The following is a 15,738-nucleotide window of genomic DNA, read 5'->3' on the forward strand; positions in this document are numbered from 1 at the left end:
AGAAAGGATCAGCTTTCCGGGAGAACGTGCGCTCTGGCCTGGCTTGCTCGCGGTAGTGGCGTCAGACAGATTCGTAATGCCGTTTGTGCTCATGGATCCGAGCGAGACGATACCGCCCCCGCGCCTGCTGCGCCATCACCGCCTCTGAGCCGTCGACAGGGTCGGGCGCATGGCGGAAGGCGAGGTATTCATCGTAGCTCAAGGGGACGCGATCCTCGAGAAGCTTGCCGTGATGCGCCTTCTTCAGATGATCCCGGTATCCCGGCTGCACCACAGCCGAAAAGAACTCAGCCACGGCCCCGGAGCCGTAGGAGAACATGCCGACAGGACGACCCGTCAGGTCTGCCTCGGTATTCTCCAGCATCGAGATGAGGGACAGATAAAGCGAAGCGGCATAGCAATTGCCGACCTCGCGATTGTAGACCATCCCCGCTTCAATCAGGTTCACGTCGTTCTGGGCCTCGTTCATCTTGCTCAGATGCGCGTGGGCCTTTGCCCCCATGCGGGTGAATGGGATGTGATAGCAAAACTGCGCCATCTCGTTAAACGCGCGCCCACCTTGGGCGACGTAATCTTCCCAAGCATGCGCCAGTGAGTGGAGGTATTTGACCGTCGAGTACTTACCGTCGACAAGCGGCGTCTTGCGGTAATTCGGACGCCAAAAATCCATGATGTCTTCCGAGTGACACCCCGTTTCCGGGTCGAGCTCGAGGACGCGCGGGTTCGCGCTCACGAGCATGGCCACGGCACCGCAGCCCTGCGTCGCTTCTGCCGGGCTGTCCACGTCATACCGCGAGACATCCGATGCGATCACGAGCACCTTGCGGTCCGGTTTGCGCGCGACGTGGCCCGCGGCGAGCTGCAGGCCGGCGGTGCCGGAGTAACAGGCGTGCTTCAGCTCCACGACGCGCACATTGGAGGGCAAATCCAGCAGCCGGTGCACATAGACCCCGGCGGCTTTCGACTGATCGATGCCCGTCTCCGTCGCGAAGAGCACGGTGTCGATCTTCTCGGTATCTTCGGCGGTTACGATCGATCGCGCGGCCTCGGCCGCCATCGTCACGACATCCTCGTCATGGGCCGGAAGCGCGATCTTGTTCTGTCCGATCCCCTTTGCGAACTTTGCGGGGTCTATGCCCTGCCGCTCCGCGAGGGTCTCGAGGGCCATGTAGTGTTGGGGGACATAGAAGCTGAGCTTGTCGATGCCAATGGCTGTCATGGTGGCCTCCTCGCCTAGCCGCGCTCCATCTTGAAATGGGTGCGCATGAGCTCGCCTGGGTTCGTTTGTGCCGCAAGGAGCGAAAGCTCGCCGCAGAGCACGGTCGCTGCGCACATGACCGCGAGACGCTGCGCGTTCTCGCCGGGCGCGCGATCTTCCTTGCACCCCATGCGCGTCAGATTTGCTTCTACCGTCTCGTTGCCTTTTCCGGATCCGACAGACCCCATGATGAGGTTTGGCAGTGTGCAGGAGAAGTAGAGACTGTCAGGGCGCGCCTCGGCATGAACGATGCCTTGGGAGCCCTCGATGATGTTCGCGGCATCCTGCCCCGTCGCCAGGTAATAGGCGAGAAGCATATTGGCGAAATGCGCATTGGCGGAGCGGAGCGAGCCCGCGATCACGCCGCCGATCAGGTTTTTCTCCGTGTTCAGCTGCGCCATCTTTTCGGGGGTTGTGCGGAGCGTGCCCTCGCAAACGTCGCGCGGGATCTCAATCTCCGCCACGACGTATTTCCCGCGTCCGTGAAGGCCGTTGACCGCGCTGACCTTCTTGTCCGTGCAGAAATTGCCGGAAATGGAGGAGTACTCGAGCTCCGGGTATTCCTGCAGGAGCCAGGCCATCACGGCGTCTGCAGCGCCCGTGACCATGTTGTGCCCCGATGCATCGCCCGTCCGACACTCGAAGCGAATGAAGAGCAGATTTCCCACCACCTGACGGTTCATCTCGATCAGCTTTGCAAAGCGCGAGGTCGTCGCAATCACATCCTGAAGCTCATCGTGGCGTGCTTCGATAGACTGCCAGGCAGCGAAGGCCGCGGCGGCATCCTTGGCGCGCAGAATGATCGAGCGTGTCATGCGCTCGTCAACGAGCGTGCATTGAATGCCGCCGCATTTGCGGCTCACCCGCGCGCCCCGGCCCGTCGACGGCCAAAGCGGCGTCTCATAGGTCGCCATCGGGACGCTCACCTGTTCGTTCATCACATTGCCCGTGATGGCGATCGGCCCAACCCACTGTGTTGGAATAGGGGTGAGCTCTTGGATATGTTGCTTCATCGATGTCTCCCAGGCGGCGGACAGATTGCGGACGGCCCGGCACCTTATGTAAACTTTATCTGACACTATGTGTCCAGATTTATTTACATACCGTGCCGTGCTTTGGGTTGTGAGTGGTACGGATTATCGGGTCAAGCGGACTTAGAAATTCGCACGCCAAAACGACGCAGGCGCGAGAGTTCATGACCACCGAAGCCGGAGAAAAGCAACCGCGTCTTTGCGGCCATAAAGTCGAGCCCTGTCGATGGCTCGCACCCCCGCTCAACCAAGCTTTGCAAGAAACGCGTCTGCTGCTGAGAGGTGGCCCTCGCGCTTATCATCGTCCATTTTCTCGACCGTGCGACACATCATGGCCCACCTTGGATTGCCGCCGAGCTCTTCCCGGTGCTCCCAAATGAAACGCCAGTAGAGGCCGTCCCAGATCGCGGTCCAGTCACCCTTCCCCCAATTAGACATCTTCTTGATGTAGTTCGACCCCGAGAAATAAGGCTTGGTGGTGATCAGCCCTCCGTCGGCGTGCTGGCTCATGGCGTAGGTGTTTGGCACCATGACCCAGTCGTAGCTGTCGATGAACATCTCCATGAACCACTTGTAGACGTCGTCGGGATCGATTTCGCAGAGGAACATGAAGCCGCCGAGCAGCATGAGCCGCTCGATGTGGTGGCAGTAACCGGTCTCAAGAATCCGCGTGATGGTGTCGTCGATGGGATCGATGCCGGTCGTTCCGTCGTAGAAGCTCGGCGGCATGGCGCGCGTGTGCTTCCAATGGTTGGTCGTACGCATGCGCACATGAAGGTCTTCGTAAGTCGCCCGCATGAACTCACGCCACCCGATGATTTGCCGAAGGAAGCCCTCCAGAGAGTTCAGGGGCACATCGTGCTTTTCAGCGTGGGCCAGCGTGGTGTCCAAAACCTGCTGCGGCGTGAGCAGCCCGGTATTGAGCATCGGTGTGAGCACACCGTGCCAGAGCCACGTCTCTCCTTTGACGATGGCGTCTTCATAGTCACCGAAGAGCGTGAAGCGCTCCTTGAGGAAGGTGTCGAGCCAGTCGGCAGCCTCGTCATGGCTTGTCGGATAAATCAGCGTTTCCAAGCGCCCGTAATTCTCCGGAAAATCCTCGAGAACGGACGTGCGCGCCTCGAGATCCTCCGGCGCGCGGTTGAGAGATGGAAGGGATGGGATCTCCCCCATCATTTTCGCTGGCACCTTCTTGCGGTTGTCCTCGTCAAAAGACCACTGCCCGCCCACCGGCTGGCCCTCCTCCATCAGCACATCCAACCTGCGCCTCTGGGCCTTGTAGTAGTCGGCCATGAACCAGGATTTCTTGCCGCTCTTGTAGTGCGCGTTATCCTCGTAGCTGTTGATGAAGAGCGGCGTCGGAAGGAGCTCCAATCGCTTGTTGTGGGCTTTGGCCGCCGCACGGAGCCTCTTCTCGAGCGTGTGATCCACGACGTCGCAGGCCACCAGCGTATCAGCCTCAAGGCGTCCGATGGCCTTTGCGAGCATCTCCTTGTCCGCCTCGTACCGTGCGATCGAGACGGCAAAGCCCTTCTCCTCCAGCAGCGACTGGTACCGCGCCATGGTCGCGCGATGGTACCAAAGCTTTTGCTTGTGAAAGACGGCTGGATAGACCGGGTCGCCGAAGAAAAGTGGCTCTTCCACCAACAGAACGGTGCTTGGATCGAGATCGAGGCCCGGATGATCTTCGAAAAGCTGGTTGGGAAAGACGATGAGCGAGCTGGCCAAGACGTTCTCCTGCTGGGAGGCCTCTAGCTAAGCGGCTGCGGATAGGTGGCCAGTGAAGCTCGGAAAAAACCGGGCGGGCATTCTGAAAGTTTCGCCAACGAGAACACATCGTTTCCCACTTTTACTTTCCTAAAAGTTGTCTGGCCCCGCGAAGAGTAACGTGTAGGCTGTGCAGGGAAGCGGGAGACAGGTTATCGATGGTTTGGATGAAAAGTCCGTGCGCGGAGTGGAGACAGACGCACGGCTCGCTGAGCGTGTAGCGGATCTCGAACGACGCCTCGCGACGGACAGCCTCACTGGCGCACGCTCGAGAGACTACTTTCTCGAGCACTACACGAGATATGCCGCTGCGAACGGCACGCTGTTCTTCATCGATCTCGACAACTTCAAGAGCGTCAACGATCACTATGGTCACAAGATGGGCGATAGACTGCTTCAGCTCATCGCCTCATCGCTTGCCGGTGTCCTCGCGGAGGAGGATTTTGTGGCGCGGCTCAGCGGAGACGAGTTCGTCGCGCTCTCTTTCCAATCCGGGCCCGCGGCTGTGGACCAACTCGCAAGGCGACTTGGTGCGTCCGTGCTCCATTCCGAAATCAGTGTCGGCGAACTGACGATCAAACGTGCCGCCTCCATCGGATGCGTCCGCCTTGTGCCAGCCTTGGCCACGCACGAGGCGATTGATCTTGGCGACACGGCCATGCGGTGTGCCAAGAACCTCGGAAAGGGGCGCGCGCACCACCTCAACATGCACGATGCCGAAGCCATGGAACTCAGCCCGAGCGTCGATGAGTTGCGTCTCGCGCTCGAGCGCTCGGAGATCGGCTACTACCTTCAACCGATCTATTGCTGCCAGAAGCGGGAGGTTCGCGGCTACGAGGCACTCTTAAGGTGGGAGCGGCCAAATGGGCAAGTGCTCGCCCCTGCGCAGTTCCTCAGCACGATGACAGAGGCCTACAGCGCGCGAGCGCGGCCCCCGCTCGAATTTGCCCGCGCCGCAACCGAATGGGTGACGTTGAGCCAAGGCGCCTTCTGCTGCTTCAATATCTCCATGGCGTTTCTGGAACGCATCGCCGGCGGCGAGATTGAGTGGGTCAACGACATCATCGGCGCCTCCCCTCGGGAAAAGATCATCTTCGAGATCACCGAGGCTGCCATCCAGAGCGAGGTCGAAGCCGTGAGCGAGGTCCTGGACAATCTCCGCGGCTCCGGCATTCGGATCGCGTTGGACGACTTCGGCGTCGGCGCATCGAACCTCGAGCGCCTCGAATCCATGCCAGTGGACATGGTCAAGATCGACCGCAGGTTCGTCAGATCGTCGTCCGGCAGCCAGAAGAGCCGGGACCTCCTGTCCGGCATGATCGATCTCGCACACAAGGCAGGCGCTGCCATCGTCGTCGAAGGTATCGAGGAAAAGGAGAACTTCGAACTCGTTCGCAGTCTCGGGGCCGAGTATGCGCAGGGCTTCTATCTCGGCAAGCCGCTGCCCTATCAGCGCGGCTAAAAAAAAGGCGGCTCGCTGAGCCGCCTTTCTTGCAAGTCCTACAGCATCAGCCGCCGAAATCGTCGAGCATGATGTCTTCGCGGTCCACGCCCAAATCAAGGAGCATGTTGATGACCGACTGGTTCATGATCGGTGGGCCACACATGTAGAATTCGCAGTCCTCCGGCGCGGGGTGGTTCTTCAGGTATTCGTCGAAGAGGACATTGTGGATGAAGCCCGTGTAGCCATCCCAATTGTCGTCCGGCAGAGCATCCGACAGAGCCACGTGCCATTCGAAATTGTCGAACTGCTCCGCCAGCTCATCGAAATCCTCGACGAAGAACATCTCGCGCTTGGAACGGGCACCGTACCAGAAGGTGATCTTGCGATCGCGGTTCTCGAGGCGTTTGAGCTGATCGAAGATGTGGGAGCGCATGGGCGCCATGCCCGCACCACCGCCGATGAAGACCATTTCTTTCTGGGTGTCACGCGCGAAGAACTCGCCGAACGGCCCCGAGATCGTGACCTTGTCGCCCGGTTTCAGGTTGAAGATGTAGGATGACATCTTGCCCGGCGGGATCCCCTCCGTGCGCGGCGGCGGCGTCGCGATCCGGACGTTGAGCATGATAAGGCCCTTTTCGTCCGGGTAGTTCGCCATCGAATACGCGCGCTCGATCGGCTCAGACACCTTGGACTCGTACTGCCAGATGTTGAACTTGTCCCAGTCCTCCCGGTACTCCTCCTGTACGTCGAAGTCCGAGAACTTCACGTGGTGCGCCGGAGCCTCGATCTGGATGTAGCCGCCCGCGCGGAAAGCGACGTCTTCGCCCTCCGGGAGCTCCAGCACCAGGTTCTTGATGAAGGTGGCGACATTTTCGTTGGAGCGCACGGTGCACTGCCACTTCTTGACGCCGAAGACCTCCTCGGGGACCTCGATCTTCATGTCCTGCTTAACGGCCACCTGGCAGGAGAGACGATCCCCGCCCTGAGCCTCACGCTTGGTGATGTGGCTCTCTTCCGTCGGAAGGATGGAGCCACCCCCCTCGTGGATCTTCACGCGGCACTGCGCGCAGGTGCCACCGCCACCGCAGGCGGAGGGGACGAAGAGCTTTTGCTCAGCCAGCGTTTGCAGAAGCTTGCCACCCGCCGGCACGGAGATCGTCTTTTCCCCGTTGATTTCGATATTCACATTGCCGGTCGACACCAGTCTGGAACGGGCGCCGAGGATCACCATCACCAGCGCAAGCACGATGAGGGTGAAGAGAGCAATGCCAAGTCCGAGAGTTGCCATGGAAAGCGTCTCCTAGAGTTTGACGCCGGAGAAGGACATGAATGCCATGGCCATCAATCCAGCGGTGATAAAGGTGATCCCGAGCCCCTGCAGCCCGTCGGGAATGTCGGAGTATTTCAGCTTCTCGCGCACGCCCGCCATGGCCGTGATCGCGAGCGCCCAGCCAAAGCCGGAGCTGATGCCGTAGGTGACAGATTCCGCGAAGTCGTAGGAGCGCTCCACCATGAAGAGGGAGCCGCCGAGGATGGCGCAGTTCACCGTGATAAGCGGCAGGAAGACGCCCAGCGCGTTGTAGAGCGGCGGAAAATACTTATCGAGAACCATCTCGAGGATCTGCACGAGGGCGGCGATGACCCCGATATAGGAGATCAGACCGAGAAAGGTGAGATCCACCTCGCTGAAGCCCGCCCAGCTCAGCGCACCGGGCGCCAGCAGGTAGTTCAGGATGAGATTGTTCGCCGGCACTGTGATCGACTGGACGATCATGACAGAGATACCGAGGCCGATGGCCGTCGCGATCTTCTTCGACACGGCGATGAAGGTACACATCCCGAGGAAGAACGAGAGCGCGAGGTTCTCGACGAAGATGGCCTTAACGGCCAGGGACAGAAGGCCTTCCATCAGTGTGCCTCCACCGTCTGGATCTTGAATTCACGCTCTTCAACCTGCTCTGGCTTCCAGGTGCGGAAGGCCCAGATGATCAAGCCGATGACGAAGAACGCCGAGGGCGGAAGCAGCAGCAGACCATTCGGCACGTACCAGCCCCCGTTATTCACCGTCTCGAAGACAGTGAAGCCAAAGAGCGAACCAGAGCCGAAAAGCTCTCTCACGAAGCCCACCATCATGAGGATGAGGCCGTAGCCCAGCCCGTTCCCCACACCGTCGATGAAAGACGGGATCGGCGCGTTCTTCATGGCAAATGCCTCGGCCCGGCCCATCACGATACAGTTCGTGATGATGAGGCCGACGAAGACCGAAAGGGTCTGGCTGATCTCGAAGGCGTAGGCCCGCAGGAACTGGTCCACGATGATCACGAGCGAGGCGATGATCACCATCTGCACGATGATCCGGATGGAGCCGGGGATCTGGTTCCTCAGGCAGGAGATAAAGAAGCTCGCGAACGCGGTCACGAAGATAACCGCGAGCGACATGACCGCCGCCACCTGCATCGACGAGGTCACGGCCAGCGCCGAGCAGATCCCGAGCACCTGCAAGGTAATCGGGTTGTTGTCGACCATGGGGTCGACGAGCATTTCGCGTTTCGTCTGGGCCATTAAGAAACCCCTCCTTCGCTGAGCTTGGCGAGGAACGGCGCGTAGCCTTCTTCACCGAGCCAGAAGCGCACCAGGTTGTCCACGCCGACCGAGGTCAGCGTCGCACCGGCAAGCGCGTCAATGTGATAGTCCTCGCCCGCCGCAGGTACGGTCTTGGCCACGGTGATCTCGAGGTCTCCCTCGGCATCGCGGATCTGCTTTCCGTTCCACTGGGCGCGCCAACGCGGGTTATCCACTTCGGCGCCCAAGCCAGGCGTCTCGGCGTGCTGGTAGAACTGCAGGCCGAAGATGTCGTTGCCGTTCTCCTCGATGGCGATGAAGCCGTAGAGCGTCGACCAGAGACCATAGCCGTGGATGGGCAGGATCACCTTGTCCACGGCCCCGGCATCGTCGCGCAGCAGATAGACCGTGCGGTAGAGCGCCTGGCGGCCTATCCCGGCCGGATCATCGCTGAGCGCGCGGCTCAGCTCCGGATCCTCTGCCGCGGCGGCATCATCGAAACTCACCGCGTCGAACTCCGGCGAGAACTCGCCGGTCGTGAGATTGAGAACCTGCGGCTCGAACGCCTCGAAGGCCTCTGCCACCGGCACGCTTTCGTCATAGACACCGGCCACCTGGAGCACGTTGAGGCGCATGTTGCGGACCTCATTGACCTCCTGCGTGGGGCGCAGCGAGACGGCTGCTGCCGACACCACAAGGGACGCCACAAGGCAGAGCGAGACCGCGACCACGATGGTTTTGCCCACGCTATCGGGTGGGGCCGCTAAAAAGCGGCTGATGAAGCCCTTGGGTTTCTCTTCGTTTGGCATGTCAGACGGCATGTCGACGCGCCCTCCTACGGATGTTTGCCTGCACCACGAAATAGTCGATCAGCGGTGCGAATACGTTCCCGAACAAGATGGCCAGCATCATGCCTTCGGGGAAAGCTGGGTTGATGACACGGATCATCACGACCATGAAACCGATGAGCGCGCCGTAGATCCAACGGCCGGCATTGGTGTGCGAGGCGGAGACCGGTTCCGTCGCCATGAAGACCATGCCGAAGGCGAAGCCACCCATCACAAGATGCCAGTGCCAGGGCATGGCGAACATCGGGTTCGTGTCCGAGCCAATGAAGTTCAGGAGCAACGTGAATGCGATAGTGCCTAGCATCACCCCCGCCGGGATACGCCAATTCACGATCTTCGTGGCCAAGAGGAAGACGAGACCGAGCAGGATCGCCGCGGTCGACGTTTCGCCCATGGACCCCGGAATGAAGCCCCAGAAGTGATCCCACCAGGTCCCCGTCGTGCCTGCGAGCTCTTGGAAACCATCGGACGCAGCAATCGCGAGCGACGTGGCGCCCGTGTAGCCATCGACGGCGATCCAGACGCTGTCACCCGACATTTGCGCGGGATACGCGAAGTAGAGGAAGGCTCGAGCGGTCAGTGCAGGGTTGAGGAAGTTCTTCCCCGTCCCCCCGAAGACCTCTTTACCTATGATCACCCCGAAAATGATGCCGAGCGCGACTTGCCAGAGCGGCACGGTCGCAGGCAAGATCAGGGCGTAGAGCATGGAGGTGACGAGAAAGCCCTCGTTGACCTCGTGCCCGCGCACCACGGAGAAGATCACTTCACAGATGCCGCCCGCCACCACGGTCACGACGTAGATGGGCAGGAAGTACAGGAACCCGTGTATGAAATTCGCGAAATGGTTGGCCGGATTGAAGCCGATTCCCGTGGCGCTCAGCACCCAGGCCCGCCATCCGGTCGGATCAATGCCGGAGACGGCGAGCGCCTCGTTGGCCTGCAGACCGACATTCCAGAGTCCGAGTAGGATCGCGGGAAACGTGGCAAGCACCACGTAGATCATGATCCGTTTCATATCGATATAGGACCGTGCGTGAGGCGCAGCGGTCGTGACCGTTTTCGGCGTGAAGAGGAAACTCTCCACCATTTCGTAGATGGGGAAGTACTTCTCGTACTTACCACCCTTCTCGAATTGCGGCTCTATACGGTCGAAAAAGTCGCGGGCACCCATGGGTTTAACCCTCCTTCTCGATCTTGGTGAGGCAGTCACGAAGCGCCTCGCCGTATTCGTACTTGGCCGGGCAGGCAAAACCCACGAGGCCCATGTCTTCTTCATCAAGCTCCAGTACGCCGAGCGCCTGGGCCTGGTCAGTGTCCATCACGAGCATCGCCCGAAGAAGCTGCGTCGGCAGGTAGTCCTGCGGCATCAGCTCTTCGAACGTGCCATAGGGCACCATCGCGCGCCGTCCCCCATTCAGGTTGGATGTCAGCGCGTAGGTCTTCCGCGCGAACGCCGAGCCGAGCACCGGCTGCATGGCGTATTTCTCGCGCATCGGGCGGATCCAGCCGAACGAGTGCTGCCGCTTGTCTTCTTCGATGATCGTGATCTGGCGTGCGTAGCGCCCGACATAGGCGCTCTCCGCTTCACCGGACCGGCCCGACAGGATCGAGCCCGAGATCATGCGCAGAGGCGCGTCGTCGTGGATGCCGCCGCGCGTAAGATCGACCATCGACGCCCCCGAGATGGTGCGGACGAGGCGAGGGTTCTTCACCTTCGGGCCCGTCAGAGCGACGATCCGGGAGCCATCAAGCTTGCCCGTTTCGAAAAGGCGGCCGATCGCCGTCACGTCCTGGTAGCCGATGGTCCAGACCTGCCGGTCTGAAGTCACCTGCTCGAGGAAGTGAATGTGCGTGCCGGGCAGCCCCGCAGGGTGCGGCCCGGAAAACGTCACCGGCTCCACGCCCTCGACATCTCCGCCGGGTACATCAGCGCCCTGTGAATGGCACAGGTACGTCTTGCCCTCGGTGAGCTTGGCGATCACTTCGAGCCCACGCACGAAGCTCGCGCGGTCATCATCAATGATCTCTGCGGCGTCGCCAGCGAGCGGCTCTGTGTCCATCGCTGTCACGAAAATAGCTGCGGGACGCGCGTCGGACGGCGGCACCTTGGAGTAAGGGCGGGTGCGGAAGGACGTCCACAGGCCAGACGCGGCCAGCTTCTCTGCAATCGCGTCACTCGAGTCGACACCGCCCACGCCGGAGAAATCCACCGGGTCCTGCCCGGCTGCAATCTCGATCTCGACGCTGATCAGCACGCGGCGGGCACCACGATTGATGGCCTTCACGCGCCCGGACACCGGCGAGGTGACGAACACGTCGGGCGTATCCTTGTGGGCGAATATCGGGCTTCCGGCGGCGACGGTGTCGCCTTCTTCTACCTGAAGGCGGGGCTTCAGCCCCACATAGTCTGCTCCTAGGAGCGCAACTCGCTGAACGGCCGGCCCATCAGTGATGCCCCTTTCCGGGGCGCCCTCGACGGGCAAGTTCAGGCCTCTCTTGAGCGAAAAATGCTGCACGCGCGACTCGCTTCTGTTGTTTGCTGGTCTTTGCATGCCGGTGAATACAAGGATCGCACACCTCTCGAAAGAGGCGCGGGGTCGCAGCCACCGCCTTTCTGACAGCTCGGGCGACTATGTCGCGGATCGCGATCATTTGTGTCTTAAATTACCGTTTTGGGCTACTTTGTCGCGAGACGGCGCCGTCCATTCTGATAAAGGAAGAGCGATCCAGAAAGAGGCATACCGTGGTAGACCCAACGATCATCTCCCGTCGCACACTGTTCTTCGTCCCCCTCGCCCTTGCCGCCTGCAAGGACCGGACAAACATCATCGAGCTCGTTGGCAGCACGATGGGCACATCTTACTCCATCGTCGCCGTCGACAAGTCTGGCGCGCTGTCCCGCACGAAGCTCCAGGGCGAAGTCGACACCGTGCTGGCGTCGATCAACGCCAGCATGTCGAACTGGGACGCCACGTCCGAAGTGTCGCGCTTCAACGCGATGCGTTCGACGGCGCCCATGTCTGTGTCGCCTGAGTTCGCGGCCGTCATGGCCGCAGCGGAAGAGGTGCACACCCTTTCCGACGGACGCTTTGACGTGACCACCGGCCCGCTCATCGATCTCTGGGGCTTCGGAGCGAAAGACGTGTCCTCGCGGATCCCGACCGACGCTGCCATCGCTGCAGCGCGCGAGGCGACCGGCCAGGCGCGCGCGATCACGGTTGGCGCAGGTTCTTTGACGAAATCCGACCCAGCGGCCGAGGTGTATCTTTCCGCCATCGGAAAGGGATACGGCGTGGATGCCATCGGCGAAGCGCTTGCCGGCTTGGGCGTCGAAGACTTCATGGTGGAGATCGGAGGCGATCTCCTGACCGCCGGCGTCAACCCCGACGGAAACCCATGGCAGATTGGCATCGAGACGCCTGAAGCGCTCTCCGGCGTTCAGCAGGTCGTCGGTGTGACGGGCATGGGTCTCGCCACCTCGGGCGACTACCGGAACTACTTCGAGAGGGACGGTCAGCGCTACAGCCACATCCTCGACGCGTCGACCGGGCGTCCGATCACGCACACCACGGCCAGTGCCACGGTTGTGACTGAAAATGCGATGCTGGCCGATGCATGGGCCACGGCAATGCTTATCTTGGGGTCTGAAACCGGCCTTGAACTGGCCAATGCGCTGAACATGCCCGTGCTCTTCATCGATCGTGATGGCGACGGCTTCTCAACAGCGGCATCGGCGGCCTTCCAGACGCTCGCGGCCTGACCCACGGCCAAAGGAGCCCTTGAGATGGAAACCTTCCTTCTCGCATTCGTTCTCTTGCTTCTGGTGATGCTCGGCATGGCGCTGGGCGTCATCTTCATGAACAAGCGGATCAAGGGATCATGCGGTGGCCTCAACGCCATCTCAGACGCTGATCATTGTCTCGTCTGCAAGAAAGAGGTCGATCCCGACTCGCCGCTCAAGGAGAGGCTTCGGGGTTGCCCCAAGGCCAAACAGATGCTTGCCAAGATGGAGGCGGAAGGCGCCTAGCGCGACAGCTACGTGCCGCCCGAGAGCGGCACGAACGCCAACAGGCCAAGACCGCACGCCGCGCCGAGCCCAAAAAGCCACAATTGCCACGTCGGGCCTTCTGCCTTCCACACGCTGCGATAGCGCATGCCGCACAGGCAGGCCGCGACAAAGATCAACGTGGCCGCCAGCGGGCTCAACATCAAATCTGCCATCCAAACAGCGCCCTTCCCTGAATCAAGTTGCGTGTCTAGGCTGTGGATCACAGCAGGGGACAACACACAAATAGGGAGGTCCTTGGCCATGCCTACTTCTTATCAAGCTCCGTCTCGCGGCACGCCGGCCAAGACGCATAGCCAATCAATCTCGTCGAATACCGCTGGCGGGAACGGGACGGTCGCCAACCTTCTCTCCACCAAGGGCAACAGCGTAATTGCGATCCGGCCGCATGATACGATCTCGAAAGCTGTTGGCATCCTGAAGGAAAAGCGCATCGGCGCGCTCGTGGTCACTGACGAGAACGGCGCGTTGAAGGGCATTCTCTCCGAACGCGACATTGTCCGGAAGCTCGCGGAGACGCCCGGCCAGACCCTTCCCCAGACGGTTTCGGAGAACATGACGTCGAAAGTCGTGACATGCGAACCCAACGACTCCCTCGTTGTGGTGTTGCAGCGCATGATGGAAGGCCGCTTCCGCCACATGCCCGTCGTCCAGGGTGCGGACCTTTGCGGCATGGTAACCATCGGCGACGTCGTCCAATTCCGCCTCTCGGAGGTGGAGCACGAAGCCCTTCAGCTGAAGCAGATGATCGTCGGGTAGCAATAGACTGCGCGCTCGCTGACAGCGGCGACGAGCGCTGTCGGTCCAGTCTCTGCCGGGGCGGCAGAGCCGCGTCGTGGCACAGCTCTTGAGAAGCCGTCGAACCTTCGCAGCTATACCCAGCAACGAGTGTCGGTGAGCGCAATTCCGAAGTTTGGAAACGTTTAAGCACACCCTCCAGAGCCCTTCGGAAAAGAAACGTCTGCGCTTCGGGACTTCACCTCACAAACACCATCCACAATTCGGCAGTGCAGTCGCCTGCGCGTCTGTCCATCAAGCATGCCGGGCCTAGCCACTTTGGCCATTAGACGCCAAAAGGCGCTCTAACGATGGGGAGTTTGATCCATGGCCGAGGATTGGTGGCGCGGTGCCAGCATTTACCAGATCTATCCGCGCTCTTTTCAAGACGACAACGGCGATGGCGTCGGCGATCTCGCGGGCATAACGCGTCGGCTCGACCACGTGGCTTCGCTCGGCGTGGATGCCATTTGGCTCTCTCCGTTTTTCCCATCGCCGATGAAGGACATGGGCTATGACGTCGCCGATTATCGCGGCGTCGACCCTCTCTTCGGCACCAACGATGACTTTGACGCGCTCCTTGCGCGCGCGCATGACCTTGGCCTCAAGGTCATCATCGACCAGGTGCTTTCCCATTCTTCCGACAAGCATGCCTGGTTCGAGGAGAGCCGCGTGTCGCGGTCCAACCCGCGCGCCGACTGGTATGTCTGGGCTGACCCCAGCGAGGATGGCACCCCGCCCAACAACTGGCTGTCGGTCTTTGGCGGCCCCGCATGGGAATGGGAGCCACGCAGGCATCAATACTACCTGCACAACTTCCTGACCGAGCAGCCCGACCTCAACCTCTGGAACCCGGACGTCCAAGACGCGCTGCTCGCCGAAGTAGGCTTCTGGTTGGACCGCGGCGTAGATGGCTTCCGCCTCGATGTTGCGAACTTCTACTTTCATGACCGGGACCTCACCGACAATCCCCCTGCCCCCGCCGAGCAGCGCGCCCACGCGCGCGAAACCTACGGCCACCAAGACCACGTATTCGACAAGAACAGACCGGAGACGCTGGGCTTCCTCGAGAAGCTCCGCGCGCTCACGGATCGCTATCCCGGCCGCATGATCGTCGGCGAAGTGAGCGAAGACGGCGACAAGGCGCTTGATCTCATGGCGGCCTACACGGCCGGAGAGAAACGCCTACACATGGCCTACTCCTTTGAGCTGCTTGGCCCGAAATTCTCTGCCACGCATTTCCGCCGCAATGTGGAACGCTTCTTCGAAAGCGCCCCGGATGGCTGGCCGTGCTGGTCGTTTTCAAACCATGACTGCGTCCGGCATGTGAGCCGCTGGGTAGAGCATGCAAAGGACCCGGACGCCCTCGCCCGACAGTGCATCGCCCTCTTGGCCTCGCTGGAGGGCAACATCGGCCTATACCAAGGAGAGGAGCTCGGTCAGCTCGAGACCGAGCTGGCCTATGAAGAAATCACGGACCCGCCGGGCCTGCGCTTTTGGCCCGACGTGAAGGGCCGAGATGGCTGCCGCACACCGATGGCATGGGAGAGCGACGCGCCGCATGCTGGGTTTTCCAGCGCAAAGCCCTGGCTGCCGGTGAAAGCACCGCAGGCAGACCGGGCGGTCAGCCTTCAGCAGACATCCAACGACAGCACGCTCGCCTTCTACCGCGAGATGCTCGCGTTCCGCGCACAGTCACTGGCGCTCAAAACCGGTCGGACGGCCTTCCATGACCTTCCCGAGCCGTTACTGTCCTTTCGGCGCGGCGACGAACTGACTTGCGTGTTCAACCTGTCTCCCGAGGAGCGGTCTCTCGCCTTCGCGGAGCCGATCACGCTTGTCGGACCCCATGCTGCGCAGGTGGATGGGACGACACTGCACCTGCCGGCCAACGGGTTCGCATTGCTCGAAAAAACACCCGAACTCGCCAAATGAAAAGTGAAGCGTGAAGTCTACTCCATCGGTGACTATCCGCTCAAATTACG

At 60.9% G+C, this 15,738-nt stretch carries 15 protein-coding genes; 5 read left to right on the forward strand and 10 right to left on the reverse strand.

The features are described from left to right. Window positions 1–61: 61 nt before the first annotated feature. From AAFM92_09615 to AAFM92_09625, 3 genes are all read right to left on the reverse strand, one after another. Window positions 62–1,219 (reverse strand): hydroxymethylglutaryl-CoA synthase, encoded by a 1,158-nt coding sequence (locus AAFM92_09615; protein MEL7300626.1) that lies wholly within the window; start codon window positions 1,217–1,219, stop codon window positions 62–64. Between the two features lie 14 nt (window positions 1,220–1,233). Further along, window positions 1,234–2,271: a hydroxymethylglutaryl-CoA reductase gene (locus AAFM92_09620; GenBank protein MEL7300627.1), complete on the reverse strand. Its 1,038-nt coding sequence runs from the start codon at window positions 2,269–2,271 to the stop codon at window positions 1,234–1,236. Between the two features lie 261 nt (window positions 2,272–2,532). Further along, window positions 2,533–4,017, reverse strand: coding sequence for a cryptochrome/photolyase family protein (locus AAFM92_09625; GenBank protein ID MEL7300628.1), 1,485 nt, complete (start codon window positions 4,015–4,017; stop codon window positions 2,533–2,535). A gap of 226 nt (window positions 4,018–4,243) precedes the next feature. Between AAFM92_09625 and AAFM92_09630 the strand changes: the two genes are divergently transcribed. Then, window positions 4,244–5,518, forward strand: coding sequence for a bifunctional diguanylate cyclase/phosphodiesterase (locus tag AAFM92_09630; GenBank protein ID MEL7300629.1), 1,275 nt, complete (start codon window positions 4,244–4,246; stop codon window positions 5,516–5,518). Between the two features lie 46 nt (window positions 5,519–5,564). On the opposite strand, the gene nqrF is transcribed toward AAFM92_09630, so the two are convergent. Genes nqrF through AAFM92_09660 form a run of 6 tightly spaced genes read right to left on the reverse strand, consistent with a single transcriptional unit; the run spans window position 5,565 to window position 11,426 of the window. Continuing rightward, window positions 5,565–6,788, reverse strand: a complete 1,224-nt coding sequence (nqrF, locus tag AAFM92_09635) for an NADH:ubiquinone reductase (Na(+)-transporting) subunit F (protein ID MEL7300630.1) — start codon at window positions 6,786–6,788, stop codon at window positions 5,565–5,567. Between the two features lie 12 nt (window positions 6,789–6,800). Next, on the reverse strand, window positions 6,801–7,409 hold the full coding sequence (nqrE, locus tag AAFM92_09640; protein ID MEL7300631.1) for an NADH:ubiquinone reductase (Na(+)-transporting) subunit E: 609 nt from the start codon (window positions 7,407–7,409) through the stop codon (window positions 6,801–6,803). After that, the gene (locus AAFM92_09645; protein ID MEL7300632.1) at window positions 7,409–8,062 is read right to left on the reverse strand and encodes an NADH:ubiquinone reductase (Na(+)-transporting) subunit D; all 654 of its coding nucleotides are present in this window, start codon (window positions 8,060–8,062) and stop codon (window positions 7,409–7,411) included. The genes nqrE and AAFM92_09645 overlap by 1 nt, the downstream gene beginning before the upstream one ends. Beyond that, window positions 8,062–8,871, reverse strand: coding sequence for a Na(+)-translocating NADH-quinone reductase subunit C (locus AAFM92_09650; protein MEL7300633.1), 810 nt, complete (start codon window positions 8,869–8,871; stop codon window positions 8,062–8,064). The genes AAFM92_09645 and AAFM92_09650 overlap by 1 nt, the downstream gene beginning before the upstream one ends. A 1-nt stretch (window position 8,872) precedes the next feature. Further along, entirely contained in the window at window positions 8,873–10,081 is a 1,209-nt protein-coding gene (locus AAFM92_09655; protein MEL7300634.1) for an NADH:ubiquinone reductase (Na(+)-transporting) subunit B, read from the reverse strand. Window positions 10,082–10,085: 4 nt separating this feature from the next. Beyond that, the gene (locus AAFM92_09660; GenBank protein MEL7300635.1) at window positions 10,086–11,426 is read right to left on the reverse strand and encodes a Na(+)-translocating NADH-quinone reductase subunit A; all 1,341 of its coding nucleotides are present in this window, start codon (window positions 11,424–11,426) and stop codon (window positions 10,086–10,088) included. A gap of 227 nt (window positions 11,427–11,653) precedes the next feature. Between AAFM92_09660 and AAFM92_09665 the strand changes: the two genes are divergently transcribed. After that, the gene (locus tag AAFM92_09665; GenBank protein MEL7300636.1) at window positions 11,654–12,670 is read left to right on the forward strand and encodes an FAD:protein FMN transferase; all 1,017 of its coding nucleotides are present in this window, start codon (window positions 11,654–11,656) and stop codon (window positions 12,668–12,670) included. A 24-nt stretch (window positions 12,671–12,694) separates the two neighbouring features. Beyond that, complete coding sequence (nqrM, locus tag AAFM92_09670; protein ID MEL7300637.1) at window positions 12,695–12,937, forward strand: (Na+)-NQR maturation NqrM; 243 nt, start codon at window positions 12,695–12,697, stop codon at window positions 12,935–12,937. Window positions 12,938–12,945: 8 nt separating this feature from the next. Here nqrM and AAFM92_09675 read toward each other — a convergent pair whose 3' ends face one another. After that, window positions 12,946–13,221 carry a hypothetical protein gene (locus tag AAFM92_09675; protein ID MEL7300638.1) on the reverse strand — a complete coding sequence of 92 codons (276 nt, stop codon included), beginning with the start codon at window positions 13,219–13,221 and terminating at the stop codon, window positions 12,946–12,948. Between AAFM92_09675 and AAFM92_09680 the strand changes: the two genes are divergently transcribed. Together AAFM92_09680 and AAFM92_09685 are read left to right on the forward strand one after the other, a co-directional pair. After that, window positions 13,220–13,735 carry a CBS domain-containing protein gene (locus tag AAFM92_09680; GenBank protein ID MEL7300639.1) on the forward strand — a complete coding sequence of 172 codons (516 nt, stop codon included), beginning with the start codon at window positions 13,220–13,222 and terminating at the stop codon, window positions 13,733–13,735. The two genes, AAFM92_09675 and AAFM92_09680, sit on opposite strands and share 2 nt — an antisense overlap. A 345-nt stretch (window positions 13,736–14,080) precedes the next feature. Continuing rightward, entirely contained in the window at window positions 14,081–15,688 is a 1,608-nt protein-coding gene (locus AAFM92_09685; protein MEL7300640.1) for an alpha-amylase family glycosyl hydrolase, read from the forward strand. Window positions 15,689–15,738 lie beyond the last annotated feature (50 nt).

The organism is Pseudomonadota bacterium (assembly GCA_038533575.1).
GTDB lineage: Bacteria > Pseudomonadota > Alphaproteobacteria > Rhodobacterales > Rhodobacteraceae > Shimia_B.

What these genes read in the sequence shown, in the direction of transcription:
- nqrE (MEL7300631.1), bottom strand. Translation starts at nt 7,409, where the DNA reads ATGGAAGGCCTTCTGTCCCTGGCCGTTAAGGCCATCTTCGTCGAGAAC.
- AAFM92_09680 (MEL7300639.1), top strand. Translation starts at nt 13,220, where the DNA reads ATGCCTACTTCTTATCAAGCTCCGTCTCGCGGCACGCCGGCCAAGACG.
- AAFM92_09645 (MEL7300632.1), bottom strand. Translation starts at nt 8,062, where the DNA reads ATGGCCCAGACGAAACGCGAAATGCTCGTCGACCCCATGGTCGACAAC.
- AAFM92_09650 (MEL7300633.1), bottom strand. Translation starts at nt 8,871, where the DNA reads ATGCCAAACGAAGAGAAACCCAAGGGCTTCATCAGCCGCTTTTTAGCG.
- AAFM92_09675 (MEL7300638.1), bottom strand. Translation starts at nt 13,221, where the DNA reads ATGGCCAAGGACCTCCCTATTTGTGTGTTGTCCCCTGCTGTGATCCAC.
- AAFM92_09615 (MEL7300626.1), bottom strand. Translation starts at nt 1,219, where the DNA reads ATGACAGCCATTGGCATCGACAAGCTCAGCTTCTATGTCCCCCAACAC.
- nqrM (MEL7300637.1), top strand. Translation starts at nt 12,695, where the DNA reads ATGGAAACCTTCCTTCTCGCATTCGTTCTCTTGCTTCTGGTGATGCTC.
- nqrF (MEL7300630.1), bottom strand. Translation starts at nt 6,788, where the DNA reads ATGGCAACTCTCGGACTTGGCATTGCTCTCTTCACCCTCATCGTGCTT.
- AAFM92_09620 (MEL7300627.1), bottom strand. Translation starts at nt 2,271, where the DNA reads ATGAAGCAACATATCCAAGAGCTCACCCCTATTCCAACACAGTGGGTT.
- AAFM92_09655 (MEL7300634.1), bottom strand. Translation starts at nt 10,081, where the DNA reads ATGGGTGCCCGCGACTTTTTCGACCGTATAGAGCCGCAATTCGAGAAG.
- AAFM92_09685 (MEL7300640.1), top strand. Translation starts at nt 14,081, where the DNA reads ATGGCCGAGGATTGGTGGCGCGGTGCCAGCATTTACCAGATCTATCCG.